The sequence below is a fragment of the Pseudoalteromonas ruthenica genome (assembly GCF_008808095.1).
GTDB lineage: Bacteria > Pseudomonadota > Gammaproteobacteria > Enterobacterales > Alteromonadaceae > Pseudoalteromonas > Pseudoalteromonas ruthenica.
Genome location: NZ_CP023396.1, coordinates 634544 through 660843 on the forward strand (window position 1 = coordinate 634544; position 26300 = coordinate 660843).

Here is a 26300-nt window from a genome sequence, read left to right on the forward strand (position 1 = left end):
TTAAATGCTCAGCGCCTATAAAAAACTTAAGCAAAGGCCGCCAGTATTTATCCCACTGTTACTGGCGCTTGTGCTTATCATTGATAGTTTGATTAGCGCGCCGGTATTTGCCATACAGTGGCACAGTCCCATGCTGATGTATCGTATCGGTGTGGTGTTTAGCTCGGTTAAGTTAGTACTGGCTGGTGGTTTGAGCGCACATTTGTGGTGGGCGATAGAAAAGCGCAGCTACAGGCCTTTGGCTACTATCGCCGCGCAAGCGGTCATGCTAATGAGTGCCTTACATGGCATTTTACTGCTTGTGGGTATGCAGAGTGTGATCGATAAATCAAAGCACTATGAGCAGATTGGCCCTTATATCTTGGCGCAACAGCACAATGATAACGAGCCTGGCTACATGCAGGTGCTCTATGTATATTGCCCTAAAGCACTGGGTTTTTACCGCTTAACAGAGGTTCAGCGCCAGCCCGGGCCTCCTGCGATGTTGTTAGTCAAGCGAGATAAACAATGGTTTGTGCAAGGCACTGACCATGCACTGCCACCACCTGGAGAAATCTGTGGCCAATAATTACTTAGTGACACTATTGATAGCCGTGGCGAGTTATAGCGGCTTTAGCGATGCCAAGGGCAGTGATAGCGCTTTGCATCTAGACCCTAGTTTGCCAACAAGCTTAGCGCTGGCTTTTGCCAACGATAACAATATTGAGCCGGATATCAGTGCTTTCAAAGTATTAAATGTGGTGCCTATGAGCAGTCGCTCTGGGCGTCGTGTGGCGATGCTGACCATTGAAAACACCGAAAGCGGCCAACGCAGTTTGAATCATCAGCAGGTCATGGGGCTTTTTGCAGATGGTATGCGGCGCTCACCAGAGGCTTTTAAGCAATTATTTACGGGGCGACAACGTTTGTCTATTACCGTTGATTTTGCGCAGTATGACCACCCGCTGCTTCAGGTGTATACACGTAACGAATAGCCAGTGTGAAACGCAGTATGATGCTTACAGCACGCTTGGTAAGGAAGAGGTAAGCGAGCGCTTACCTCTACAATAAATCAGCGCTAAGCGCGGCTGATAAACTTGCTCTCAGCGGTGTTAATTTTAATCTTATCGCCGCTGGAAATGTGTTCAGGCACTTGTACTACCAGCCCTGTACTCAAGGTTGCCGGTTTGGTGCGTGCACTGGCCGACGCCCCTTTAATGGATGGTGAGGTGTCTTCAATCACTAATTCAACGCTAGTTGGTAGGTCTATGGACACTGGGCGTCCTTCAACTAACACCACCTGTAAACCTTTGGTCGACTCGTCAATAAACAGTAGCTGTTCAGCAATGCTGTCTTTGTTGAGATGATAGGGGGTGTAGTCCTCTTCATCCATAAACACATGCTCATCACCGTCAACATACGAAAACATTGCAGCACGACGCTGTAAATCGGCAAAATTAAGCATGTCTTCGGCTTTGAACGTTTCATCCACCTTGGTGCCATCAACCACATCATACATACGCATGCGGTATAGGCTTCCACCGGCACGGCCTTGAGGCACAGAGCGCTCAATGTCGCGTACAATCATCACCCGACCTTGATACTCAATAGCCGCGTGTTTTTTTATCTCACTTGCCTTGGGCATTATTATTATTCCTCGATTATCTAAGAGCTGTAAGTTACCTGATCAAAAGGTCCAAGCCAAGTGAATTTGCGGAACCGACTCAGAGGTATTGGTGCCCAGTTTATTGTGCCAATATTGCCATTCGATACCTAGCATCAAGGTGCGTTCTTTGGCGTTAAGCGCGTGGCCCAAATCCCACTGCAGGATCGGTTGTGCTAATACCCAGTTTTGTACTTTTTCGCCAAACTCGTTAGTGCGGCCATCAATGTACTCAACGTGGCCGGTAAAGTAGAACTTTTGCTCGCCGAGGCTAAAAGGTGCGCCCCAGGCAATATCCAGCATCCAACTGTCGCTTTCGGTTGGCGCGCCACCGGCACTAACGCCATCGCTATCATCAATATAAGCCGTGACTAAGGTAGAGAAAAAGTCAAAGCCATCCACCTGCCAGTCGAGTTTCACCCCGGGTAGGTATTTCAGCGCCTTGGCATCGCCTGCGGCATTAAAGCCCATCACAAAACCGACATCCTTGAGAGGGCCGGCACTGATATTTTCGCCAGAGATTTTTGATAGGCTGAAATTCGAGTACCACTCACCGTAGAAATCACTGTCTTGGTAGCCATCATCAAGGTCATCATGAATAACATCGATAAAAAAGAAGTTATCGCCGTAATCGTAAGCCGACGCGTGTTGCAAAGACACGACGCTGGTATCTGCTTTTTGGCCTGAGAAAGGATTTTTAAAGTCGCCATAATTCACGTGCAGTTGAGTCTGACTCCAATTGGCCGCGACCGCTGGCATACTCAGCAAGCTACAGCCTGTCAATGCACAGGCGACAAGGTTACGTGTATTGATTTTCATAACAAGATGTTTCTAAAAGGAAAGTCAACGCAATTATAGCAGATGATGGCGAACAACCACCATCTGCATGGCGTTGATTTAACCGCGATGGCGCCGCAGTATGATGGTAATAATTGCCGTGACAGCCAAGATGAAGCAGTAATAAGCCGAGGTTGATACCTGCCATGGACTAATGCTAAACGTTGCACCTAGTAACAGAGCTTGGGCGCCGTAAGGCAATGAGCCTTGTAGTACACAGGCGAAAATATCCAGTAAGCTGGCCGAGCGTTTTGCTGCAATGTCGCCATCGTCTGCGAGCTTTTTAGCCACTGGGCCTGCGACAATAATGGAGACCGTGTTATTGGCAATACACAAATTCGATGTCATCACCAGCAGCGCAATACCAATTTGGTCAGCCACCTTGCGGTTGAAACGGGCAATGATTTTGGTCAACGCTTGAATTTTATTGGCAAGGTAATCCAGCCCCCCACCTCGGCGAATAAACTCCGACAGGCCACCGATGAACATGGATAACAAGAAAATCTCTTGCATGTCACTGAAACCCTGATAAACGTCTTTTACAAAGGCGGAGCCTTGGTAGTCGCCTGTAAAGCCCATTATTGCTGCGAAGATTATGCCGCTAAAGAGCACTACAAAGACATTCAGTCCCATCACCGCAAGCACAAGAATAAAGAAATACGGCAACACTAAGAGCCAGTCAAACTCCGCTACTTCTACCTGTTGTGGCGGTGGTGTGAGCATGACCAATAATGTAATAGTTAAAATGGCGGCAGGCAGGGCGATTTTTAAATTCTCACGGAATTTGTCTTTCATCTCGCAGCCTTGGGTGCGTGTAGCCGCAATGGTGGTATCAGATATGATCGATAAGTTATCGCCAAACATGGCCCCGGAGACGATAGTACCCGCCATAAGTGCAGGGTCGATGCCTGTTTTCGCCGAGACGGCAAGGGCGATTGGGCCGATGGCGCCAATGGTGCCCATAGACGTGCCCATAGCCGTCGATACTATCGCGGCTATTAGGAACAGCCCAGGTAATAGCATACTTGCAGGAATAAAAGACAGGCCGGCATTGACCACAGCATCAACGCCGCCAGTGGCTCCAGCAACAGCGGAAAATGCGCCAGCCAATAGATAAATCAAACACATGGTGATGATGTTGCTATGCCCAGCACCACGAATAAAGGTTTCCACCGAGGCATTAATACTTTGTTTTGTTATCAAAAAGGCGATAACGATGGCTGGTAGAATCGCGACTGGGGCAGGGAGTTGGTAAAACGCATAATCGACACCTTGCGATTGCAAATACAATCCAGTGCCCAAAAATAGCGCGACAAAAATAAGCAGTGGAAGCAACGACAGTTTTGCCGTTGTTGCGTTGTAAGTAGGCTGCATGAATACCTCAAAAAATGATCGCCAACAGCCAAAAGTTCTTCTTTTAGCTGTATTTCTTTCGCATGATTTGTCCATCAACCCCTGCGTGCGCCCGCAAGCCAAAGACCAAATCGGCGCGTAATTTTGGGCAGTTTATACGTATGGACGGCTAAAGTCTACGACGTTCATTGTGGTTGTTGTTATTTTACTCAGTAGTAACACAAAAAATTAACATTATCGAGCGCTTAGCCATAATTAGCGGGCTTACCCTGGGCCTAAAATGAAATCGCTCACGACATGGCCGCAGGGCATTGTTTTGAATCTTTCTCACTCGCGCACCCTGTGCATCTGCGTTAGCATAGAGGCTATCAGTATTTCATTGATTGAAGGAAAATATATGTCTGCTCGTGTAGGGGTACTCGGTGCCAATGGCCGAATGGGGCAAGTGTTATTAGCTGCAACCAATAATGATGGTGACACGCAGCTCGCAGGCGCTTATGTACGCGCGCACTCACAACTGCTCGGTGTCAACGTCAACACTGTAGTTAAAGACTTAAACGAACACGCTGAGGGCTTAGCTTTTAGCGCCTTCGATGAGCAAAGTCAGTGTGACGTGCTGATTGATTTCACCCTTCCTGCTGGCATGCTGGCTCACCTTGATATCGCCGTTGCTAAAGGCACGCCGATGGTGATTGGTACCACCGGGCTTGATGAGCAACAAATGCAGCGTTTGTATGATGCCAGCGAGCATATCCCCATTGTTTTTGCCCGTAACTTTAGCGTCGGTATTAATTTATTACTTAATTTGGTGCAAACGGCAGCGCAGAAAATGGGTGATGACGCCGACATAGAGGTTTTCGAAGCTCACCACCGCCATAAGATTGATGCGCCATCAGGGACCGCATTAGCCCTTGGTGAAGCCATTGCCGAAGCCAAACAATGGCAACATGATGACGTCGCTGTGTATGACCGCTCACAAAGTGAGCAGGCCAAATCTCAAAAGGAAATTGGCTATTCGGTGCTACGAGGTGGCGATATAGTTGGTGAACATACGGCTTACTTTGCATTAATGGGTGAAAGGCTTGAATTAACACACAAAGCAAGCTCAAGAATGACGTTCGCGCAAGGAGCAGTGAGGGCTGCGAAGTGGGTGCAAAATAAGCAACCTGGCTTTTATACTATGCAAGATGTGCTCGAACTATAGAACTTTAAGGGTGTTTTTACGAGTTTCGGGAGCTTTTCATTGAATAGGTGCTGTTTTTTATATTTACAAACTTTTAATTAGATCTTTCTCCGACTCTCGTGTAGAATATCGTCAATTTGCCAAAATTTCATAATGCGTATAACCAAGCGCTGCAAACGGGTAGTAAATCGGTCATTTTTACTCCCGTTTTTTACTGTTAGGAGGTTAACTTGACTAAATCCGCTCTGTTAGTCCTAGAAGACGGCACAGTGTTTCGCGGTACTGCGATCGGCGCTGACGGCATGTCAGTGGGTGAAGTAGTATTCAACACGTCGATGACTGGTTACCAAGAAATCTTGACTGATCCGTCATATGCCGAACAAATCGTTACCCTGACTTACCCGCATATCGGGAACACGGGTACTAACAGCGAAGACGAAGAAGCGGCACGTATCTGGGCTAAAGGCCTAGTTATCCGCGATTTGCCACTGCTAGCGAGTAATTTCCGCAACCAACAATCGCTCGACGAGTACCTAAAAGAACGTAACATTTTAGGCATCGCCGATATCGATACCCGTAAGTTGACTCGTATCCTTCGCGATAAAGGGGCGCAAAACGGGTGTATCATCGCGGGCGATGAGGTTGATGAGAATAAAGCCCTGGAAGCGGCGCAAGCCTTCCCTGGGTTGAAAGGCATGGATTTAGCCAAAGAAGTCTGTACCAGCGAGCCATTCGAGTGGCGCGAAACGAGCTGGACACTGGGCGAGGGCTTTAAAACCCTAAGCGCTGAGGATGAAAAGTTTCATGTGGTTGCCTACGACTTTGGCGTTAAGCGCAACATTCTCAGGATGTTGGTGGATAGAGGCTGTAAGCTCACGGTGGTGCCGGCACAAACCTCGGCAGAAGAGGTGTTAAAGCTTAATCCCGATGGCATTTTCCTCTCTAACGGCCCCGGCGATCCAGAACCTTGTACTTACGCCATTGACGCCATTAAAACCTTCCTTGATAAAAACATCCCTATTTTCGGCATTTGCCTTGGTCACCAACTATTAGCACTGGCTTCAGGTGCAAGCACTGCAAAAATGAAATTTGGCCACCACGGTGGTAACCACCCGGTAAAAGACCTTGACCGTGGTGTAGTGATGATCACTGCGCAAAACCATGGCTTCGCGGCGGATGAAGCAAGCTTGCCAGAGAACCTTAGAGCGACACATAAATCGTTGTTTGATGGCACCTTACAAGGTATCCACCGCACCGATAAGCCTGCGTTTAGTTTCCAAGGCCACCCAGAAGCTAGCCCAGGCCCCCATGACGCAGCCCCGTTGTTCGATCACTTTATCGAACTGATGCAAGCGCAATCTAACTAATTTAAGACCGGAGTAATAATGCCAAAACGTACTGACATAAAAAGCATTCTTATCTTAGGCGCAGGCCCGATCGTTATCGGTCAAGCTTGCGAATTTGACTACTCGGGTGCTCAAGCCTGTAAAGCGCTTAAAGAGGAGGGTTACCGGGTAATCCTTGTTAACTCTAACCCTGCTACGATTATGACCGACCCAGAAATGGCCGATGCCACCTACATCGAGCCTATTCACTGGGAAGTAGTAGAGAAAATCATCGCCAAAGAGAAGCCCGATGCGGTGCTGCCAACCATGGGCGGACAAACCGCATTGAACTGTGCACTCGAGCTGGATAAGCATGGCGTGCTTGCTAAGTATGACGTTGAGCTTATCGGTGCCACGGCGGATGCCATTGATAAAGCGGAAAACCGCGAACGCTTTGACGCTGCGATGAAAAATATTGGCCTTGAGTGTCCGCGTGCGGAAATTGCGCGCTCTATGGATGAAGCCCACGATGTGCTTTCGCGCATTGGCTTTCCATGTATTATTCGCCCGTCATTTACCATGGGCGGCACCGGCGGCGGTGTGGCTTACAACATGGAAGAGTTCGACGAAATCTGTACGCGAGGTCTTGACCTATCGCCGACCAATGAGCTGTTGATTGACGAAAGCTTACTGGGCTGGAAAGAGTACGAAATGGAAGTTGTGCGGGACAAAAATGATAACTGCATCATTGTCTGCTCAATTGAAAACTTCGACCCTATGGGCGTACACACCGGTGACTCAATCACTGTAGCGCCGGCACAAACACTGACCGACAAAGAATACCAAATCATGCGTAACGCCTCGATGGCGGTACTGCGTGAAATCGGCGTAGAAACCGGTGGCTCTAACGTACAATTCGGCGTTAATCCAGATAACGGCCGCGTGGTCATTATTGAAATGAACCCTCGAGTGTCACGCTCATCGGCATTGGCTTCAAAAGCGACTGGTTTTCCGATTGCAAAAATCGCTGCCAAATTGGCTGTGGGTTATACCCTGGACGAGCTGCAAAATGATATCACCGGTGGCAAAACTCCGGCGTCATTCGAGCCGTCTATTGACTACGTTGTTACGAAAATTCCACGCTTTAACTTTGAAAAGTTTGCCGGCTCTAATGACCGCCTAACCACACAGATGAAGTCGGTGGGTGAGGTAATGGCTATTGGTCGTAATCAGCAAGAGTCACTGCACAAGGCACTACGTGGATTAGAAGTAGGCGCGACTGGCTTTAACCCGGTATTGCCTATTGGTGAAAAAGGCGCGATTGAGAAAATCACTCGCGAGCTACGTGAGCCGGGCGCTGAGCGTATCTGGTACATCGCCGATGCGATGCGCCATGGTATGAGCGTGGAAGATGTATTTAATTTAACTAAGATTGACCGCTGGTATCTGGTGCAAATTGAAGACATCATCAAAGACGAAGAAAAAGTCAAAGAAGGCGGTCTAGCAGGTCTTACTGGCGACTTCTTACGCGCTTTAAAACGTAAAGGTTTTGCCGATGCGCGTATTGCTGAGCTTGCCGGTGTGTCGGAAAAAGAAATCCGTAAAAAGCGTCAGCAGCTGAATATTCTGCCCGTATACAAGCGCGTGGATACCTGTGCAGCTGAGTTTAGCTCAGACACTGCCTACATGTACTCAAGCTATGATGAAGAGTGTGAAGCGGCGCCTTCAGACAAAGACAAAATCATGGTTATCGGTGGCGGTCCAAACCGCATCGGTCAAGGTATCGAGTTTGACTATTGTTGTGTGCACGCAGCACTGGCGATGCGCGAAGACGGTTATGAGACCATCATGGTGAACTGTAACCCTGAGACAGTGTCAACAGACTACGACACCTCAGATCGCCTATACTTCGAGCCAATCACCCTTGAAGATGTTCTGGAAATTGCCCGTGTTGAAAAGCCAAAAGGCGTTATCGTGCAATACGGTGGACAAACGCCATTGAAACTGGCGCGCGCTCTAGAAGCGAACGGTGTACCAATCATTGGTACTTCACCGGATGCCATTGACCGTGCAGAAGACCGTGAGCGTTTCCAGCAAATGGTTGAGCGTTTGAACCTGCTGCAACCTGAAAATGCCACCGTCACGTCGCAAGAAGAGGCGATTGCCAAATCAAAAGAAATTGGCTTCCCGCTGGTGGTTCGCCCCTCTTATGTACTGGGTGGTCGAGCGATGGAAATCGTTTATGATGAAGACGACCTACGCCGCTACATGAATGAAGCGGTATCGGTGTCTAATGAAGCCCCAGTGCTTTTGGACCACTTCCTTGATGATGCCATTGAGGTTGACGTAGACGCAGTGTGTGATGGTGAAACCGTTATTATCGGCGGTATTATGGAGCACATCGAGCAAGCAGGGGTACACTCTGGTGACTCGGCATGTTCTCTACCTGCCCATACACTGAGCCAAGACATTCAAGATGTTATGCGTGAGCAAGTGCGCAACATGGCGCTTGAGCTGGGCGTAATTGGTCTTATGAATACTCAGTTCGCGGTTAAAGACGGTGAAGTGTACCTGATTGAAGTGAACCCTCGTGCCGCGCGTACAATTCCGTTCGTATCAAAGGCGACGGGCGTGCCATTAGCTAAGGTAGCGGCGCGTTGTATGGCTGGTCAAAGCCTAGCGAGCCAAGGCATCAGCAAAGAGACCATTCCACCTTATTACAGTGTTAAAGAGGTGGTGTTACCCTTTGCTAAATTCCAAGGTGTTGACCCAATTCGTGGCCCAGAGATGCGTTCTACCGGTGAAGTGATGGGCGTTGGTGATACTTTCGCCGAAGCCTTTGCAAAAGCGCAGCTTGGAGCAGGTAATGCTTTACCACGCGGTGGTCGCGCGTTACTATCAGTACGTAATGGTGACAAAGCGCGAGCTATCGAGCTTGCTAAAACCATGACTGAACTAGGCTTTGAACTAGACGCAACCTCAGGGACAGCGCAAGCGCTTGAAGATGCGGGCATCGCAGTTCGCCGTGTAAACAAGGTATTTGAGGGCCGTCCTCATATCCTTGACCGCATTAAAAACGGCGAGTACAGCTACATCGTAAACACCACCGAAGGTCGCCAAGCGATTGAGGATTCCAAAGTGTTACGTCGTGGCGCCTTGATGCACAAGACAAACTACACCACCACCTTGAATGCTGCGTTTGCCAACTGTACGGCTAACTCAGCAGACGATCGTGGCCACGTAGCGTCAGTTCAAGAGTTACACCAACGAGTAAACTAAGCGCTTGGCCGCAGTGTTGCTGCGGCCTACCGTAAGTGGGAAAACTATGCAAAAAATTCCAATGACCGCACGCGGTGCAGAGCTATTGCGTGAAGAGTTAAACGAATTAAAGACAGTAACGCGTCCAAAGATCATCGCTGATATCGCCGAAGCGCGTGAACACGGAGATTTGAAAGAGAACGCTGAGTATCACGCTGCCCGTGAGCAGCAGGGGTTCTGTGAAGGTCGTATTCAAGAAATTGAAGCGAAACTGTCGAATGCGCAAATTATCGACGTCACTAAAATGCCGAACAATGGCAAAGTGATTTTCGGCACCACGGTCACCATATTAAATGTGGATACCGACGAAGAAGTACGTTATCGCATTGTTGGTGACGACGAAGCGGATATTAAAAATAACCTGATTTCGGTTAATTCACCCATTGCTCGCGGTCTTGTCGGCAAACAGCTCGACGACAGCGTAAACATTGAAACACCTAATGGTGCGGTGGAATACGAAATTATCGAAGTTGAATACCTCTAAGCGAGCGTATTCATTCTAAAAAGCCCGCGCCTTGACGCGGGCTTTTTTATGGCAGTGATGCACTTGCGCAGGGAAACCGTGTACTGCGCATCATAGCCTGCGCAAATGACTCAACAAGGAAGCTCCCATGCGTTACCCTGCACCGTTAAAACCCGGTGATACTATCGCCGTTCCCGCGATCTCCTCAGGTGTCGATGCGCCTTTTTGGCCACGTTTGGATTATGTACTGGAGGGCCTCAAGCAACGCGGCTTTCAAGTACGAGAGGGCGACTCGCTACGAAAACAAGGGTTAGTGAGCGCCTCTCCTGAAGCGCGCGCCAATGAGCTGATGACACTGCTATTGGATGAGACGGTGGCTGCAATTATGCCGCCTTGGGGTGGGGATTTCGCTTTAGATTTATTGCCCCACGTGGATTTTGATGCCTTAGCCAATGCCGCACCTAAGTGGTTAACAGGGTTTTCCGATATCAGCACCATTAGTGCCGTATTAAGCTATCGCTGCCATTGGGCAACCATGCACTGTGCTAATTTAATGCAATTAGGCATCAATGACCGCAGTGCTCAGGTTGAGCAAGTATTTACGGCGCTGAACTTGAGCTTAGGCCAGCAATTGCAACAACGCAGTAGCCAATATTATCAGGCGACACACCCCAACTACCGCACGCATCCCAAAGCCGTTTTTAAGGGAGATACGCCAACTCACACGCGTATGTTATCAGGGTCGCACTCAGCGCAGTTTGCTGGACGTTTAATCGGTGGCTGCGCCGATACATTGTTTCCTTTGTTATGCAGCTCGCTGTTAGACCTAAAGCAGTGGCGAACACATTACAGTCAAGGTGTGATTTTGTATTTGGAAAATGCCGAGCTGAGCCCGTCACAATTTGCTCGGGGCTTATTGGCGGTGCGCGCCACTGGAGGATTAGAGAATCTCAGTGGCATTATTCTCGGGCGCTCATTGTGCCTAGAGCAGGGAGATTTTAGCTACTATGATGCCCTCGATTACGCCCTCCAAGGAGTGGCGTGTCCGGTTGTTCTCGATGCTGATATTGGTCATGTTGCGCCCAACTGGGTCATGGTGTCCATTTCCCCGTTAATGACACAGTTCTAAATTAGAATCTTCCAGTTTTGCTCGGTAAGCAGCCGGTGGCAGGTTTCCGAGACTTTCATGGGTTCTTTCTTCGTTATAATCCAATCGCCAGAACCAAGCCATATCTCGCACTTGGCTGAGATTCTCAAACAAGTAGGCATCAAGAAACTCTCTGCGGAATGAACCGTTAAAGCGTTCAACAAAGCCATTTTGCTGCGGCTTGCCAGGCTGGATATACATCAGCTCAATGTGATTGGCCTCGCACCAATCAGTCAGGGTGGCCGATATTAACTCTGGGCCATTATCTACGCGCAGCTGATTCGGTAATCCGCGCTCAGCCTTAAGCTGCTCTAACACGCGTACGACACGGCTAGCGGGCAACGAGGTATCCACTTCAATTGCAAGGCACTCTCGCGTTCCTTCGTCCACCACATTTAACGTTCTGAATCGTTTACCGCAATACAATGTGTCATGCATAAAATCGAGCGCCCATTGGTGATTGGCTTGCTCCTGCACTTCTAAGGGCTGAACAATTCGCTTGGGTAGCACACGTTTCGTTCTTCGTTTTAGGTTCAGCCCCATCTGGCAATACACGCGATAAACGCGCTTATGGTTGAAGGGAAAGCCTTTGAAGCGCATTCGGCCAAAACACTTCCAGAAGCCTGCTCGTGGCGACTTCTCAAGCTCGGCATTGATAGCATCAATGACAGCAGCATCTGCTTTACGCCAGTCTCGTTCAGGGCGATAAAAGGTCGAACGGCCAATGCCAACAAACAGACAAGCCCTTACGATACTTAGCCCCGCACCAACCATTACGCTGACGCATTCTCGTTTATCCGCTGTCACCAACCCTTTTTTGCGAAAAGCTCCTTAATCGCATGATTTTCCAAACTAACATCTGCAAACATCTTTTTAAGCTTGGCATTTTCCTCTTCAAGCTCCTTCAACCGTTTGACGTCAGAGGCTTCCATCCCACCGTATTTGGACTTCCAGTTGTAATAGGTTGCACTACTGATACCGTGCTGACGGCACACTTCCTCAACCTTCCTACCCGCATCGACTTCTTTTAATACTGCGATGATCTGAGATTCTGTATAGCGTGATTTTTTCATAGTCGTCTCCTGCATTAATCATTACAGAAAACTCTAATTATGTCTGTCTCAGTTTATGGGAAGTGGACAATGGTTAATGGTGCCGATACTGAGTGTGAATTTAAACAGGGTGAACTTAGCCTAGTGCAGCACTATCGCTAACAGCGCGATATACAAAGGTTGATATATAATTTTTAAGGAGTTAATAAATGCAAAAGGACAAAGCGATGGCGCAGTGGTGTTTAGAGGAGCAACGCCGTCAACAACAACACTTAGCCACGTTTAATAATTTGCGCCCTACATGGAAAAGCTGGGTGGCGCGTTTGCTTAGCAATTTGCTGGTGGTACTGCTATTACAAGCCATGTACCCAGAGGTGCTGAGCGAACCAGTACTCTATGTGCTGGTGATTTTGATATTCGCTCAGGGCTTTGACATGCACAATCAACACAAGCGCATTAATAAACGTATCGATGCGCTGTATTCACTGTTGTCGCACAAGGATTAAACTTTATATCGGTAATTTCATTTTGCACTAATACAATGGAAATAGGCTGGCTGGATGGTCAGCTTAGTACAAGAAGCGCACGGTAGTAACGCTTGCTGTGAACGCCAAAAAATAGCAGGCTAAACTCAGCAACGGAACAGCGCAAACCAAGCGCTTTCGTCCATTTTAAGGCGCTTATTAGGTGCGCCAGTGTTGATTATTTTAACGACGCATTTATTGATGAAAGTATGCCCGGTAAATATGTTTGGTCAATGCCAAACTCATATTTCAAACAAGAACCATATGCGGCTTCTTCAAATACGTGCCCAGTTACTGCTATATGACCTTTACCATCTCCCGCTAATCTGACAGTAAACTGATCTTCAAGAGGAAAAAGTGTTGCGACCCCTTTAAGCTTTTGAGTAAGTACGGTTAAAGAGCTTTGAAATGATTGCAACGCATATAAATCTAAATAGGCTCTTCCGCTATAAATCCATTCACTCGCACATTAACAGCAGCCTGCGCCATGCCATCAGAGGAAAACTCTGAGTTTAGCTTTATGCTAATATGTTCATTTCACTGCTGCCAATTAATATCATGCGCACCTAACGCTTGGTCAATGGGTAAAAATAGTTTGGCAGTTTTATCACTTTTAATCTCTGTTAGTTCTTATCAGAGCGCGGATTTGGATTATATGTAGCTGAATAAATAACAGACACTATTTTCCATCCATCTATGGTTTTGATCAGATCCCACGTTTCATCACCCCAGTTCATTTTATAATCCCCGATATGAAAACTGTACTTAAAGTATACCGAAGCAATTTCACCATCTGATTTTATAGTTAGATCCCAATACTTCTCTTCAATATTCTCTTCGGATGAAGCAATCCAGCCAATAAAGCCAAGGTGAGTCGCATATATAATCCCGTCGTTACTTGGTAGGTTTCCTTTTCTCTTTTCTGGGTTTACTCCAAGCCATGGTACGTTATTGCTATAAAAAAGGTTAGTAAAAGACTGCTCATCTTTATTCTTGATAGCCAACATAAACTCATCAACAACCTCAACTATCTGCTTATGACTATGTTTAGGGCTCTCGCTTGCATATAGAAAAGAGTGAAAACACACTAATAATAAAATTAATAATCTTTGGACTTTCATACAACTCCCTTTGTTAAAATTAACGCCTTAATAAGCGGCGAAAAATAGCAGGCTAAACTAAGCGAAGAATGAGCGCAAGCCTGCTGTTTTGCGTCCATTGTTTGATTAATTTGTTATATTCCCCAAACACAGACTTCAAATTGAGGGCTTTGGTTTTCGTTGAACTCAAAGATAACTCCAAAATCCAGTGACTCTCCGACCCAGGACAAATTTCTAAAACCACCATTTTCGCAAGCTAGTAATTGCATGATACCAAATAAGTTTTATTTAAAACCTTTGGCACTCATTTGATAATGCATTCCTTGAAAATCAAAACTTAGCCAACCTGTATAATGGTCAGGAATTTTCAATTTTTTGATATCTATTATCGTAGATGGGAAATCGAGATATTCAGTTCGACTCCAGCTAACTACACTCTCACGACTAGGCTTAAATTCACCGTTATTCCAACTAGAAAGAGTTAAATTTCTAACTGCCTCTTTCCTATCTGTTCTTGGGACAGACTCAAAAAATGCGCGCATCAAAGGGTCTAAACTAGAGACGAGTTTCTCATGCTCTTTCCTACAGCTAAATTCATGTATCTTCTGTTCGAGTTTGCTCATATCTATAAGGGAATATAACACCCCAATTAGGGGCACAAATACGTAGGCTAAAATCCTGAGCGAAGCGATGGGAGCCTACGTGTTTGTGTCCCAGCGAGCGCAGTGAGCGACTATATTGGTTTGTTATCTCTCACAACAGCCCAACCAGTGTACAACAGTATCTAATTGTGCAAAGTCTGAGTCTGAAAGTTGGCCAGCTCTCAGATTGTTTATTGCAGTCAGCATATTTTCTTTCCCGAACTGCTCTCTGAGGTAAAACACGACTTCTTCTGCACTTACATCCCAGTGTGGTAGAAGGCGAAAAATAGCTTCTTCGCACCGCTCTGTTGCCTTGGGGTTTATTTTCAATAGAAGGCGACCAGTAAACGTTTGAACTTTGAGCCGATCTTCTCTCATTTGAACTGCGAAAACACCCATGAGGCCTTTATAACGTTCGTGTTTGGGAGAAGAGGTGATGGCATTATACAAATACTTCAATTCGGGGCTTTTTCCCAGTCCGTGTTTTACTGCAAACTCAATTGTCGCTTTTGTGATTTCTGCTGAGTCCATAACATCCGTGAGAGATAACGCTTTACTCAGCAGCGCCGAGCATGGAGCGATTTTGTGTTAATGTTTGAGCGAAGCGAGCAACACAAAATTGCGGAATGCTGGGCGTCTGGCTGTAGTAACTTGTTATATGCCATCTTCAACCCACTTAGCTCTAAATGTCCGATCTCCCATTCTCAAGATCACGTCACTACTACCCCATCTGTTGGCAGCAATGAAAATTTCATGAACTGGTTCAGTAGGTGAGAGATCTTTGTCAGGGTAAATGGATACTTTTAATGAATCTTCTGAAACATTAGAGGGTGTTTCGCATTCAGATTCACATTGCTCTATAGTAGCTAGTGAACGCCCGATACAAGCGACCTTGTGTCCCGACTTTTCCAATTCAAATGCATTAAGATCATGAGCAGAACTCAAATCTACCTCATCTTCCCAATCACTAAAGGATTTAATGTTATCGAATTTCAACAAAGCTGATTCCTTCAGGGCATATAACAAATTATTAGTGAGACCTTGCAAGGTACACAACCTTGTAAGGTAGGAGGTGATCTATGTATAGATACACTAATAAAACTTAAAAAATAGTTAAATCACACACTAATCGAAATAGCCACACCTCACAACAGGAAGGCTTAGTTTCTCCTCAAGGTATCCCAAAACTTAGAAGGGTGATTGAAATCGCAGATTTTGGCAGTGGAAAACCTATAACGCATAAGCGGAGGGCGAGAGCCTGCACTCTTCGCGATGCAATAGTTGAACCGAACACTTTAATGCCGTGGCAGGTATTAACTTCCTAAAGGTTGGTTGTTTTATCATCAACTGTGGTAGCATTGAGATAGTCAACTAAGGTCAAGGGAATGATATGTTTTCAATACGCTTTTTAACGATAGTCATCTTTTTATCGTGCATTAACACCTATGCGTCAACTAAAAGCTCACAAGATCAGATTCAGCTCAATCACCCAAACTTCAAAGCTCCTTTAAAGTTTAATGTTGCCTTGCCGTCCGGTTATAGCAAAAACAAAGAGAAGTCTTACATATTAATGTTTGATTTCCATCCCAATGCAGATACATACCTAAGAGGTATGCATGATTGGCTCAGTCATAATGGTGAATGGCCGTGGTTACAAACAATTATTGTAACTCCAGCTCCAGGAAATAGAGCTGGGATGCTTTTTGATCCATCAGGAGAAACGACACCATTATTAGACTTTTTTGAAGCCCAGCTTCTTCCTGAAATAGATGAGAGATATAGAACCAATGGTTTTAAAATAATGAGTGGGTTTAGAGTTAACGGAACAATTACTCTATCGGCTCTAATAAACAAACCCGATATGTTCGATGCGTATATAGCCATAAGCCCAGAAATTAAAGATGACTACGCAAAAATACTGTCTACGACACAACCAAAGTTAGCGAAAATAAAAGGTGAGCCTAAGTTCCTATTATTCAGTCACGGCACGACCATAAAAGAGGAGCATCAAGCAGCGTCTTATTACCAGCTAAAAGAAATATTAGAATCACATGCTCCCAAAGCACTGGATTGGCATTACAAGCATTTTGATGAAAATTACTTTATGTCTCTTCCACTCTTGTCTGTAATAGTTGCAGTAGAAAAGATGTTCAATGATATTAATAATGGTCTAGCTCCTGAGTCTGATATATCTCAGCAAGGTATTGCTTCCATAGTTCAGCATTATGATTATTTATCGAAACAAAAGTATGGGTTTGACGTCTCTCCAAAAAGGTCGATTAACAATTTAGGTTTTTACTTGCTGGAAAGAGCACCAGAGGAAGGGCTCAAGATTTTTGCAGAAATGGTTAGACGCTATCCATTGGATGCATATAGTCACCACAATTTAGCTAGAGCTTATGCGAAAATGGGCGACTATGATACCGCAGTTAAGCATCAAGAAGATGCAGTCAAAATAGCAGACACCATGCTCACATGGCATAAAAAAAGGCATCGTAGGTTTTTAGAAAAATTTATAGCTAAAGCAAGTAATTGAAAAACCTTATACATACAATAGTAGAATATAAGCCACCATCAACGCTGAGCAAATAATATACAAAAAGAAAATTTCTTGCAGATAAACTTGAAAACAAACCCTAAGCCACAAGAGCCTGAAAAAATAAAGCCCCGCGAGTGCGAGGCTTTATTGATGAGCTATTTAGAATTCTTCAGATGGGTTTGGGGCTTCATCAAATGCATTGGCGCTGACCCTTGTAGCCAAAAACTCATCTAATCCAGAGATTTTAGCTAAGAGTTCCTGATCGTTGTTTTTTGAAAACTGTATAACGTAGTCATAAATCAAACCATCGTTACTTGCGTTCTCATGAACGTCATACTCAAGTTCTTCTAGCTCATCATCAGATATACCTAACTCCGTTGCCAATGGACTAATGGAAGTATCAAGGTTATTCGAAGTGTCATATTTTAATTCTGGATCGACCCAGTCGTCGTTAACTTTTCCACCAGCAACCACATCGAACTCATAGAACCCGCGCTTGCCAGCAATTCGAGGCAAACTAATTTGCACTTGAAAATCTATGGTATCACCAGAGAATGGCTTATCTTCTAAAGATTCGCCTTCGAGCTTAGAGGAAGCAATAATTAACAATTCATCTTGTTTATCTTCAATGCTTTCAATTTCATACCAAGGCTGGTTCCAAAACTCCGCATTGGTTTCGGCCATTACGCCTGACAATTGGTCGTCAATTAAATCTTGGCAATTTACTAATAATGTTTCTAAACAATAGGTCTCGAAAGAATCACTTAACCATACATCCGCCCCTATATGTTGACCGTTGGTTAGAAATGAAACCAGTTCCTTTGCAATATCTACGGAATTTGGCAAATTTTCCGGCAAATTGTTAAGCTTCTTTCGCCTTAACTCGATTAACTCCACATCAGGAATAAAAATGTATGCTTCTTCCAAATCATCTAGCGGATATTTTCTTTCAGCGAGTAACGCAGCATGGCTTTTATAACCAAAAAACGCAGCAACTAGCTGTATCGCGTGGCTGGCTTTAAGTTTCTCACCAGTAAGGACGTTAAAAGATTGGCGCAGGTGATCTGCACAAAGTTTTGATAATTGAGTACTCATGAGAGTGCTCTCCTTCATAAACTATGCTGGACTTTCAATATGTAGTGGAGAGTGTTTAATCACTACACTTGCCAGCAGGTTTATAAAAAAGTGCTCTGCATAAGTGGCATGGTAGTTAATTCGCTGTCTTTTTGGTCACTCTCAGCCATGGCGTTCAGCTCCATTAATAACAATAAGTCATTTTCATTCTGAACGCCACAGTTAATTCAAATAAGTAGTAAAACAAAAAAAGCCCCGCGATGCGGGGCTTTATGGTTGGGTTAGTAACAATGCTTAATTATGTTGTGCAGCCGGTTTATCACTTACTCCGGTGCCTGGCTCAGGGCGAGAGAACCATTTGCGCATCAGACGCTTGGCATCTTCCAGTGCCACATATTGGCAAGGAATGAGTACCAAGGTGATCACCGTTGCAAAGAGCACCCCGAAAGCCAAGGAAACCGCCATAGGGATCACAATCTGTGCCTGCAAGCTGGTTTCAGTGATAATCGGAATAAGGCCGATAAAGGTGGTGATTGAGGTAAGCAAAATAGCGCGAAAGCGCTTGCAACCTGCTTCGACCACCGCATCTTTTATAGAGATGCCCTGGGCACGCGCTTTGTTGACAAAGTCCACCATGACCAGCGAGTCGTTAACCACCACACCGGCCACGGCGATGATGCCAAAGAATGACAGGCTACTCATGGTCATGCCCATAAATACATGGCCATAAACCGCGCCGACCACGCCAAAGGGGATCACCGACATGATCAACAAGGGCTGGGTGTAAGAGCGCAAAGGAATCGCCAATAACGCAAAGATAATCATCAGCGATAGCACTAAATCGCGGATTTGCTCGGCAACGCTTTCCATTTCCTCTTGCACGCGTCCAGCAACCTTGCTTTGTACGCCGGGATAGTTCTTCAATAAGGCTGGCAGATACTCATCACGGATCTCTCGGGCAATGGTAAAAGGTTCAGCTTGATTGGGGTCTACCGCAGCCCACACGTTAACCGTGCGCTTGGCGTTTTCGCGACGGATGCGGTTAACACCGTCGACCAGCGTCACCTCAGCTACTTCTGCCAGCGGCACTTCTGCGCCAGCAGGCGTGATAATGCGCACATCATTGATTTCACTGATGGAGTTTCGCTGTTCAATGGGGTAGCGGATCATCACTTTTAACTCTTCGCCATCGCGAAGAATGCGCTGCGCCTCTAAACCGTAAAAGCTAAAGTTCACCTGCGATGCAACATCGGCCAAGGTCAGCCCTAAGCTGTAGGCAATAGGTTTTAAATCCAGCTGTACTTCTTCGGTGGCGCTTTGCATGGAGTCATTGATATCACCCACACCGGCCATGGTGGCAAGTTTATCTTTGAGTTTGGCGGCCACTTCTTTCAATTGTTCGTTATCTCGACCCTCTAAACGGAAGCTGATATCGCCATCATCACGACCGCCGCCATTCATGATGCTATCGTCGATGGTCATTGATTTCAGTCCCGGCAGTGGCGGCATATTTTCACGCCACAGAGCACTGAGTGCAAAGGTATCCATAGGACGCAAATGCGGTTCTACTAATACCATCATCAAGCGAGCGTTAGTGCGTCCTTGCATGTTGACAGAAATATCGCGGATCATTGGCTGGCCGTATTGCTGTTCAATTTGCTTTTCAACATCGAGCACCACTTGCTCAATTTTGCGAGCCGTAGCCAAGGTTGCGCTCTCTGAACTGGCGAGATTCATTTCGATATTAATGCCAGGGAAATCATGGGGGATTTTTGGGTTGGCGATAAACTTAATGAGTCCACCGGCGAATAGCCCCGCACTGACAATTAAAATACCCAAAAAGCCCACAATGACGGTGTAACGGTAGTGAATGCACCAGGTAACCGCAGGGCGGTATAGTGATTCAATCACGTACTTTAACCCCGCATCAAAGCGACTGCGTAAGCGATGCAACGGGTTGCGTGGGTTAACCGGGCGGTTTTTCATCGCCGCCAAGTGCGCTGGAAGGATCAGTTTTGATTCCACCAAGGAGAACAGTAAGCAGAGGATAATAACGCCGCCTATGGCCTTACTGAATGCTGCGCCAGGGCCGGAAGCGAGTGTTTGCGGTAAAAAAGCGGCCACGGTGGTGAGCACACCAAAGGTGGCGGGCACCGCGACGCGTTTTACGCCGCGTACGACGTTATCTAAACTCTGGCCATGCTTTTCTATCTCCGCATGGGCCGACTCGCCCACCACAATGGCATCGTCTACAACGATCCCCAGAACCAGAATAAAAGCGAACAGTGAGGCAAGGTTAATGGTGATGTCTAGCCCCACGGGCATCATCAGGAAAGCGCCGAGAAAGGACACCGGTAACCCCATCATCACCCAAAAGGCCAACCGAATGCGCAGGAACATGGCTAGCATCAGCATGACTAACACACCGCCCCAAATCATATTCTCGATCATCATATCGAGACGCCCTTCGAGGTAGTAGGTTAAATCGACCATAGGCGTTAATTTAACACCTGCGGGTAATTCGGTTTCTTTGCGCTTGAGGTAGTCATCCATTACCGCAGCAACGCGGGTGATATCTTGATCTTTGGAGGCTGCCACCTCGAACATCAGCGAGTTTTTACCATTGTATTTCGAATATTGTAGGCCTTCTTCAAAGCCGTCTTGAATGGTGGCCACATCCCCGAGAAAGACTTGTGCACCATCTTCAAGGGTAATTAATGGCAGCTTCTCAAATTCATTACCGCGATAGGCTTGTTTTTCCACGCGCATGGATATGTAGCCGTTATCGGAGCGGATTTGTCCGGCAGACATATTGGCCGAGAAGTTACGCACCGCCGTGGCGATATCGCGGAAGGTAAGGCCATATTCGCGCAGCTTATCGGGGCTGACTTCAATGCTTATCTCGTAATCCAAGCCGGAGTTAAATTCGACTAAGTTCACTAGCGGCAGACTGAGCATTTCATCATGCAGCTTATTCCCGAGCTCCTTAAGCTGATAATTACTCATATCGCCGTAGAGAGCCAAAATCATGACTTCCTGAGTAAACTTTTGCCGGCGAATATTAGGGCGCTCCATCTCCGCAGGGAAACTGGAAATTGCATCGACCTGCATTTTTACTTCATCGAGCACTTCTTGCGGGTCGTAAGACTCTTCGACCTCAATCCAGCTTTGTGAGTAGCCACGATTAGAGTAGGTGATCAAACGTTTGATCCCCTCCAAGCCCTGTAAAGACTCCTCAACCTTGATGGTGATCCCTTCTTCAACCTCTTGAGGGGCCGCACCGGGATAAACCGCCTGAATACTTAACCAGTTATTCTCAAACTGTGGGAACATTTGTTTGCGAATAGATAGGGCGCTAAGGATACCGCCAACAATGATGAATACCATCAATAAGTTGGCTGCCACCGGATTACGCGCAAACCAAGCGATTAAGCCTTTTTCTCTTTGCTGCGTCATCACTTAGTCCTCTTTCAGTGCCAATTGCGTGTGTGGCTTCTGGGTTGGCTCATCATTTAAGCGCAGCGCCATGCCCTCAGTAGGGTATTCAAGCGCTGAGGTAATGAGTTGCTCTCCGGTAGTCAAACCGGTGTCAACATAAGCCATACCGTCTTGTTCGCGAATAACATTAAGGGCACTGAATTCCAAAGTATTGTCGTTATTCAACAGTGCGACGCGATTTTCTTTGATTAAGTGGCTGGGGATTATTGCCGCATTTCGCAGTTGTTTGCCAGTAATAGTCGCATTGGTGTAGGCACCAAAACGCAGCGGTACGCTGTGTTGGTAAGGGGTGTTTACATAGGCGACCAGATAGGTCATGCGTGAACGTTTATCAACCACGCCTTCATTACGCACTATGGTGCCTTGCCAAGTCACCGCTTTGCCAGCAATATCGCTTTGCAAACTGACTTTCGCGCCGACGCCGCCGTCGACAAGATACTGCATATCGTGATTGGCAACCGGTAAACGCACTTTGGCAATGTCGGTGGCATCGACTTGACCCAGTTTACTACCTGGGCTGACAACACTACCTAAACTAATATTTTTTGCTGTTACTAAGGCATCAAAGGGGGCACGAATCGAGGTGCGCTCTAAATTGCGTTTGGCGCGTTTCACTTGCGCTTGTGCAGCTCTAAAGTTGGCGAGCTTTTCTGCCAGTTGCGGTTTGCGTAAATACAGCTCTGAGGGGATCACCTCATTGGCATTGTCTTTAATACGCTGCCATTCAGCTTTAGCCACATGTGCCTGTGCCTGTTCAATTTCTAGTGCTGATTGAGCTTGAGCTAGACCTGCCTGCGCCTCAATGAGCGCCGCTTCATAATCATTCGGGTCAATACGCAGCAGTTCATCGCCTTTGGCAACAAAGCCACCTTTTACAAATTGCTCAGAAACAGAGACTACCTGACCGCTTACTTGCGCCACAAGCTCCGTTTGCTCTTGCGCCATAACCTCGCCATACGAATGCACTTTTAATGTTACGTCCGTTAATTCCACTGGCGTTACCTCAACCAGAGGGGCGATATCCTGTTGTGCTTTTTGTGGTGGCGGCGACTTCATGGCGCTGAGGGCGACAAACACCCCAATGGCGCCTGCCAATACTCCTAGCGGCAAAAATATTTGTTTTTTACTAGCCACAGTGTTGCTCCCGTATATTTCGATGACAGCTTAATACTATCGTGAATGATGTTTACAGGTATGTGGAAGATGTAACAAACCATGAATTATGTGTCAGCAGCGCGAAAATAATAGGCGGCAACTTCAATGCAACGCTGTTTATTCCAGCGTTGACATCCGTTTATAGTCAACGACGACTGCGTTATGAGCATGCAGACTTTCTTGATGTTCAACCTTAAACCAATAACCGAGTAGCCTGGGTTTGTGCTGCAACGCCTGTTTTATACGCCGGGCGGCGTCTTCACAAAACAGCAGGTTTTCGGCATTGAGCTTGGCAAAGGCTTGCTCGTCCTCTCTTTTCACTGCGGTTTGCACGGCGGTGGCAATGACGGCCTCGAACTCGGTGATAAGATCACTGATATAGCCCAAGGTATGACCTTGCATCTGCATGTGAATATAGGCGAATGAACGCTGACTGTGCGGCGTGGCGATAGAGCCTTGTTCGCTACTTAGCCAGTTGAGCAATGTGTTCTTGTCGATGGCATCGTCTGTAAACTCGCAGGCAATAACGTCGCTCAGAGCTTGGCGCGATAATGCAGCGGAGCAAGGGCAGGTGCTGGAATAAGGAATAGACAAGCCGAGCTCAATAGTAAACTGGCCTTGCTGATATTCACAATGTAGCGTCACCGGGTAGCCTTGGTACCCGCTCTTATCGCTGATTAAGGCTTTTTTCTCGAGTATAAGGTCAAAACTCAACTGCAGCTTGGCACTGTGGCTTAGCCCTTGCTGTGAACTGATAAGCTCGCGAAGCAGATGCTCTAAGCGATGGGGTGTCATCGCTTTGTTGCTCAAATGCTGGTTCAGTATTTGATAAAGCCGTGACATATGAATCCCTTTTGCCTGCTTACTATCTAGGCTGACAAAAACATCCGCTTGTGCATGAGTTTGCTGTACCTGCGAGCTGGAAATTGGAATGTGTATGGGTAGGGCAATGTGCTCCATCCCGACCCATTTCAGCGTTAAAGCGGTATCTGCTGGTTGCACTGCAGTAATATCAGGTAAATGGCCCATTTTTTCCTCATTTGGTTAGTCGGTGTGGGGGTTATTAAATGCAGCTATACAGGGCTAAAAAATGCCATCGAGAGTCAGTAATAACCGTGGTTGCTGATCATGTTGTGGGGGTGAGCGATGCACCAATGCGCTGTGCTCACCGTCAGGCCAAAGTTGTCCTTTGAGCAGTGCCACATCACCTGCTTGTAATTGATGAATATGCTCAGCATGGCGATACAGCCCTGATTTTTCGTCACTGAGCCCTTGATTGCCGCTGCCAAGCTTACTGTAGTCTGCATCGGCGTGGGCTAGCCACTGCGACCCCGGGCCTTGGTAAGTGGCCACTAAGCGCACGGGCACGCGGTCAACATGAAACCGAGGGCACATGGCTTGGCTAAGCACTTTTAGCCGTAAACCAACGTGTTCACAGTCAAGCAAACAGCTGAACATATCCACTAATGTGGAGATATCGCTGAACAAGGCCTGATAATCTTGGTGGTTATCAAAGTTACTTTGCAAGGTGTGAAGTACTGACTTTGCACTCACCGTCGAAGTCAATGCGAGATTTGGCTGCGCCTGAATAAGGGTTTGGATTTGCCCGCGTATCGTTGTTGCGAGTGCGCGCTTCCAAATGACGATGTTATGAGCTGGCTGGTAAATTGAAGGTAATACATCAACATTGCTTGACGCTCTCGCTGTTTTTGGCTGATGCACGGGGGCGCATCAGGGGCATGGGACGGTGTTACTTGCATAGCATCTCTCGTTATTCGCGGTTTGTTATAACATATCATTTATGTTGTGCTCTGCATAGACAGGGTCATGGCTCGAAGCGGGCTATGGTATACTGCGAATTTGTATCATGAAGAGGTGAGCGATAGATGGATTGCCGTTTAGGGTGTGGCGCTTGCTGCATCGCACCGAGTATTTCCAGCGCCATTCCGGGTATGCCGAACGGCAAGAAAGCGGGAGAGCGTTGTGTTCAACTGGATACTAACAACTTATGTAAGTTGTTTAACCAACCTTCGCGGCCCGCTGTATGCAGTCAGTTTAGTGCCACCACGGATGTGTGTGGTCGCACTGATGCCCAAGCAATGTGGCGCATCACCCAATTGGAGGCGCTCACGTAAAGCGCCTCTGTTTGAGCTTTACTGAGCTTGAGGAGGGAAGTTGCTGAGAATATCTGCCACTGATTCACGTACCACTTCGGTGCGCTCAATCGGGGTTTGATTCTTTTTCAGGCGTCCCTCTTTAGCTGCCCGCCACACTAACTGGTTTGAAGACCTATCAACGACATCAATGACTAACGTACCTACCTCATACTCACGCGTGGTGGTTTGCACGTTGTAACCAATGCCCCAATAGTCCCAGCGAGCGCCGTAACCTGTAGAAAACGTATCGACATCGACCTTGGTATCAACGGATGCATGGTAATTAATTAACACATCTGCTTGTTGTGGGGATACCAGTTCCATGCCCTTGGCGCGAAGCTCATCATTGACCGCTTGTTGCACGCGGCGTTCCATTAGCTCACTAATTTGATAATTATTAGTGCCTTTGGTGAGGCTGGCATTGGGGATCCATGCGAAGGTTTTATATTGCGAGAAATCGACCGATTTGTCGTAGTCAAAATCCGGGTGCGAAGCACAGGCGCCCAGTAATAGTACCAAACCGGCTAGCAGAAGGTTTTTCATTGAATGCTCCTTAGTTGGGCAAAGTGTAAGTCCTACGAATAACATAACACAGGTTCTTAGAAAGCGAGAACTGCGTAGTCTGTTAGTTTTTTACCGCAGCCGTTAGTTCCCCGTAAAGAGAAAATTCGAATTTATTTAAAGCTAATTATATTTTTCTGTGGTAGTCTTTAACTTGCCTTGAGTTAAGGCGTGTAATGTGACGGTTTTGTGCGGCCAATGCTGTAAGAGTGACTATTTAGCTAGTGTGCCCTTAGTACTGTACCTGACCCATCGGCGGCGACACTGGCTCAGGGAGGATAGTGCCTAATTTTAGGCGATTGATACAAATTGACTTACAGGAAAACTAAGTATGTCAGCAGAAGCACAAGGTAAAGTAAAGTTTTTCAACGAAGCAAAAGGCTTTGGCTTTATCGAACAAGAAAATGGTCCAGACGTGTTTGTTCACTTCAGTGCCATTAACGGTAACGGTTTTCGTACTCTTAACGAAGGCCAGCAGGTAACTTTCGGCATCAAACAAGGCCAAAAGGGACCAGAAGCGGAAAATGTAACACCCGTTTAATGCTTATTTGCTCACGCCTGTGAGCGAGTAATTGGTGAAGTCGAATCGGCTTCACTTTTCCCCCTCAAATTACACCTTCTTTGTCATATTAATTTAAAATAAGCCCTCCCAGCGTATAGTGCCTTTTTATTTTTGATATATTATCAATCTTCAATTATTATTTAATCTCCATGTTCAACAATTAAAAGAGA

The 26300-nt window shown here is 46.6% G+C and carries 27 protein-coding genes; 12 read left to right on the forward strand and 15 right to left on the reverse strand.

Annotated elements, in window-relative coordinates; genetic code table 11:
* Positions 1 to 4 precede the first annotated feature (4 nt).
* Both PRUTH_RS03080 and PRUTH_RS03085 read left to right on the forward strand, forming a co-directional pair.
* Entirely contained in the window at positions 5 to 568 is a 564-nt protein-coding gene (locus PRUTH_RS03080) for a hypothetical protein (RefSeq protein ID WP_045980320.1), read from the forward strand.
* Positions 558 to 974: a hypothetical protein gene (locus PRUTH_RS03085; protein ID WP_052698287.1), complete on the forward strand. Its 417-nt coding sequence runs from the start codon at positions 558 to 560 to the stop codon at positions 972 to 974. Before PRUTH_RS03080 ends, PRUTH_RS03085 begins: the two co-directional genes overlap by 11 nt.
* Before the next feature lie 83 nt (positions 975 to 1057).
* Here the strand turns inward: PRUTH_RS03085 and efpL are convergent, their stop codons facing one another.
* The 3 genes from efpL to PRUTH_RS03100 all read right to left on the reverse strand — a co-directional run bounded on the left by efpL (position 1058) and on the right by PRUTH_RS03100 (position 3853).
* Positions 1058 to 1624, reverse strand: a complete 567-nt coding sequence (efpL, locus tag PRUTH_RS03090) for an elongation factor P-like protein EfpL (protein ID WP_045980321.1) — start codon at positions 1622 to 1624, stop codon at positions 1058 to 1060.
* Positions 1625 to 1666: 42 nt separating this feature from the next.
* On the reverse strand, positions 1667 to 2461 hold the full coding sequence (locus PRUTH_RS03095) for a nucleoside-binding protein (protein ID WP_151172494.1): 795 nt from the start codon (positions 2459 to 2461) through the stop codon (positions 1667 to 1669).
* Between the two features lie 78 nt (positions 2462 to 2539).
* Positions 2540 to 3853: a Na+/H+ antiporter NhaC family protein gene (locus tag PRUTH_RS03100; RefSeq protein ID WP_045980323.1), complete on the reverse strand. Its 1314-nt coding sequence runs from the start codon at positions 3851 to 3853 to the stop codon at positions 2540 to 2542.
* On the opposite strand from PRUTH_RS03100, the gene PRUTH_RS19250 reads away from it, so the two are divergent.
* From PRUTH_RS19250 to PRUTH_RS03125, 6 genes are all read left to right on the forward strand, one after another.
* Positions 3852 to 3974, forward strand: a complete 123-nt coding sequence (locus tag PRUTH_RS19250; RefSeq protein WP_257221008.1) for a hypothetical protein — start codon at positions 3852 to 3854, stop codon at positions 3972 to 3974. The genes PRUTH_RS03100 and PRUTH_RS19250 overlap by 2 nt on opposite strands.
* A 255-nt stretch (positions 3975 to 4229) precedes the next feature.
* A complete protein-coding gene (gene dapB, locus PRUTH_RS03105) occupies positions 4230 to 5036 on the forward strand; it encodes a 4-hydroxy-tetrahydrodipicolinate reductase (protein WP_151172495.1) in 807 nt (268 codons plus the stop codon).
* 209 nt (positions 5037 to 5245) lie between these two features.
* Positions 5246 to 6382 (forward strand): glutamine-hydrolyzing carbamoyl-phosphate synthase small subunit, encoded by a 1137-nt coding sequence (gene carA, locus PRUTH_RS03110; RefSeq protein ID WP_151172496.1) that lies wholly within the window; start codon positions 5246 to 5248, stop codon positions 6380 to 6382.
* Positions 6383 to 6400: 18 nt separating this feature from the next.
* A complete protein-coding gene (gene carB, locus PRUTH_RS03115; RefSeq protein WP_022946184.1) occupies positions 6401 to 9619 on the forward strand; it encodes a carbamoyl-phosphate synthase large subunit in 3219 nt (1072 codons plus the stop codon).
* Between the two features lie 46 nt (positions 9620 to 9665).
* A complete protein-coding gene (gene greA / locus PRUTH_RS03120) occupies positions 9666 to 10142 on the forward strand; it encodes a transcription elongation factor GreA (RefSeq protein WP_022946185.1) in 477 nt (158 codons plus the stop codon).
* Between the two features lie 127 nt (positions 10143 to 10269).
* Positions 10270 to 11250, forward strand: a complete 981-nt coding sequence (locus PRUTH_RS03125; RefSeq protein ID WP_151172497.1) for a S66 family peptidase — start codon at positions 10270 to 10272, stop codon at positions 11248 to 11250.
* Here the strand turns inward: PRUTH_RS03125 and PRUTH_RS03130 are convergent.
* A protein-coding gene (locus PRUTH_RS03130) for an IS3 family transposase (protein ID WP_151172498.1) occupies positions 11233 to 12341 on the reverse strand; the annotation gives its coding sequence in 2 pieces (ribosomal slippage) (positions 11233 to 12092 and positions 12092 to 12341; 1110 coding nt in all). The genes PRUTH_RS03125 and PRUTH_RS03130 overlap by 18 nt on opposite strands.
* 188 nt (positions 12342 to 12529) lie before the next feature.
* Between PRUTH_RS03130 and PRUTH_RS03135 the strand changes: the two genes are divergently transcribed.
* Complete coding sequence (locus PRUTH_RS03135) at positions 12530 to 12826, forward strand: hypothetical protein (RefSeq protein WP_151172499.1); 297 nt, start codon at positions 12530 to 12532, stop codon at positions 12824 to 12826.
* A 196-nt stretch (positions 12827 to 13022) separates the two neighbouring features.
* Here PRUTH_RS03135 and PRUTH_RS19415 read toward each other — a convergent pair whose 3' ends face one another.
* The 5 genes from PRUTH_RS19415 to PRUTH_RS03155 form a co-directional block, all read right to left on the reverse strand.
* Positions 13023 to 13298, reverse strand: coding sequence for a WapI family immunity protein (locus tag PRUTH_RS19415; protein ID WP_442792798.1), 276 nt, complete (start codon positions 13296 to 13298; stop codon positions 13023 to 13025).
* Positions 13299 to 13467: 169 nt separating this feature from the next.
* The gene (locus PRUTH_RS03140) at positions 13468 to 13965 is read right to left on the reverse strand and encodes a hypothetical protein (RefSeq protein WP_130148346.1); all 498 of its coding nucleotides are present in this window, start codon (positions 13963 to 13965) and stop codon (positions 13468 to 13470) included.
* 263 nt (positions 13966 to 14228) lie between these two features.
* Positions 14229 to 14486, reverse strand: coding sequence for a hypothetical protein (locus tag PRUTH_RS19255; protein ID WP_257221009.1), 258 nt, complete (start codon positions 14484 to 14486; stop codon positions 14229 to 14231).
* Positions 14487 to 14690: 204 nt separating this feature from the next.
* The gene (locus tag PRUTH_RS03150; RefSeq protein ID WP_151172500.1) at positions 14691 to 15116 is read right to left on the reverse strand and encodes a hypothetical protein; all 426 of its coding nucleotides are present in this window, start codon (positions 15114 to 15116) and stop codon (positions 14691 to 14693) included.
* Between the two features lie 123 nt (positions 15117 to 15239).
* Entirely contained in the window at positions 15240 to 15584 is a 345-nt protein-coding gene (locus PRUTH_RS03155) for a hypothetical protein (RefSeq protein WP_151172501.1), read from the reverse strand.
* 391 nt (positions 15585 to 15975) lie between these two features.
* On the opposite strand from PRUTH_RS03155, the gene PRUTH_RS03160 reads away from it, so the two are divergent.
* On the forward strand, positions 15976 to 17121 hold the full coding sequence (locus tag PRUTH_RS03160) for a tetratricopeptide repeat protein (RefSeq protein WP_151172502.1): 1146 nt from the start codon (positions 15976 to 15978) through the stop codon (positions 17119 to 17121).
* A 162-nt stretch (positions 17122 to 17283) separates the two neighbouring features.
* On the opposite strand, the gene PRUTH_RS03165 is transcribed toward PRUTH_RS03160, so the two are convergent.
* The 5 genes from PRUTH_RS03165 to PRUTH_RS03185 form a co-directional block, all read right to left on the reverse strand.
* The gene (locus tag PRUTH_RS03165; protein WP_151172503.1) at positions 17284 to 18219 is read right to left on the reverse strand and encodes a hypothetical protein; all 936 of its coding nucleotides are present in this window, start codon (positions 18217 to 18219) and stop codon (positions 17284 to 17286) included.
* A gap of 273 nt (positions 18220 to 18492) precedes the next feature.
* Complete coding sequence (locus PRUTH_RS03170) at positions 18493 to 21654, reverse strand: efflux RND transporter permease subunit (protein ID WP_151172504.1); 3162 nt, start codon at positions 21652 to 21654, stop codon at positions 18493 to 18495.
* Positions 21655 to 21657: 3 nt separating this feature from the next.
* Entirely contained in the window at positions 21658 to 22830 is a 1173-nt protein-coding gene (locus PRUTH_RS03175; protein ID WP_138509079.1) for an efflux RND transporter periplasmic adaptor subunit, read from the reverse strand.
* A 138-nt stretch (positions 22831 to 22968) separates the two neighbouring features.
* On the reverse strand, positions 22969 to 23880 hold the full coding sequence (gene folE2 / locus PRUTH_RS03180) for a GTP cyclohydrolase FolE2 (protein WP_151172505.1): 912 nt from the start codon (positions 23878 to 23880) through the stop codon (positions 22969 to 22971).
* 54 nt (positions 23881 to 23934) lie between these two features.
* Positions 23935 to 24573 carry a DUF1826 domain-containing protein gene (locus tag PRUTH_RS03185; protein WP_151172506.1) on the reverse strand — a complete coding sequence of 213 codons (639 nt, stop codon included), beginning with the start codon at positions 24571 to 24573 and terminating at the stop codon, positions 23935 to 23937.
* Between the two features lie 164 nt (positions 24574 to 24737).
* Here PRUTH_RS03185 and PRUTH_RS03190 point away from each other — a divergent pair, with 164 nt between their 5' ends.
* Positions 24738 to 24986 (forward strand): YkgJ family cysteine cluster protein, encoded by a 249-nt coding sequence (locus PRUTH_RS03190; protein ID WP_022946194.1) that lies wholly within the window; start codon positions 24738 to 24740, stop codon positions 24984 to 24986.
* Positions 24987 to 25004: 18 nt separating this feature from the next.
* Here the strand turns inward: PRUTH_RS03190 and PRUTH_RS03195 are convergent, their stop codons facing one another.
* Entirely contained in the window at positions 25005 to 25550 is a 546-nt protein-coding gene (locus PRUTH_RS03195; RefSeq protein WP_022946195.1) for a DUF4136 domain-containing protein, read from the reverse strand.
* Between the two features lie 349 nt (positions 25551 to 25899).
* Here PRUTH_RS03195 and PRUTH_RS03200 point away from each other — a divergent pair, with 349 nt between their 5' ends.
* A complete protein-coding gene (locus PRUTH_RS03200) occupies positions 25900 to 26109 on the forward strand; it encodes a cold-shock protein (protein ID WP_022946196.1) in 210 nt (69 codons plus the stop codon).
* The last annotated feature ends 191 nt before the right edge of the window (positions 26110 to 26300 follow it).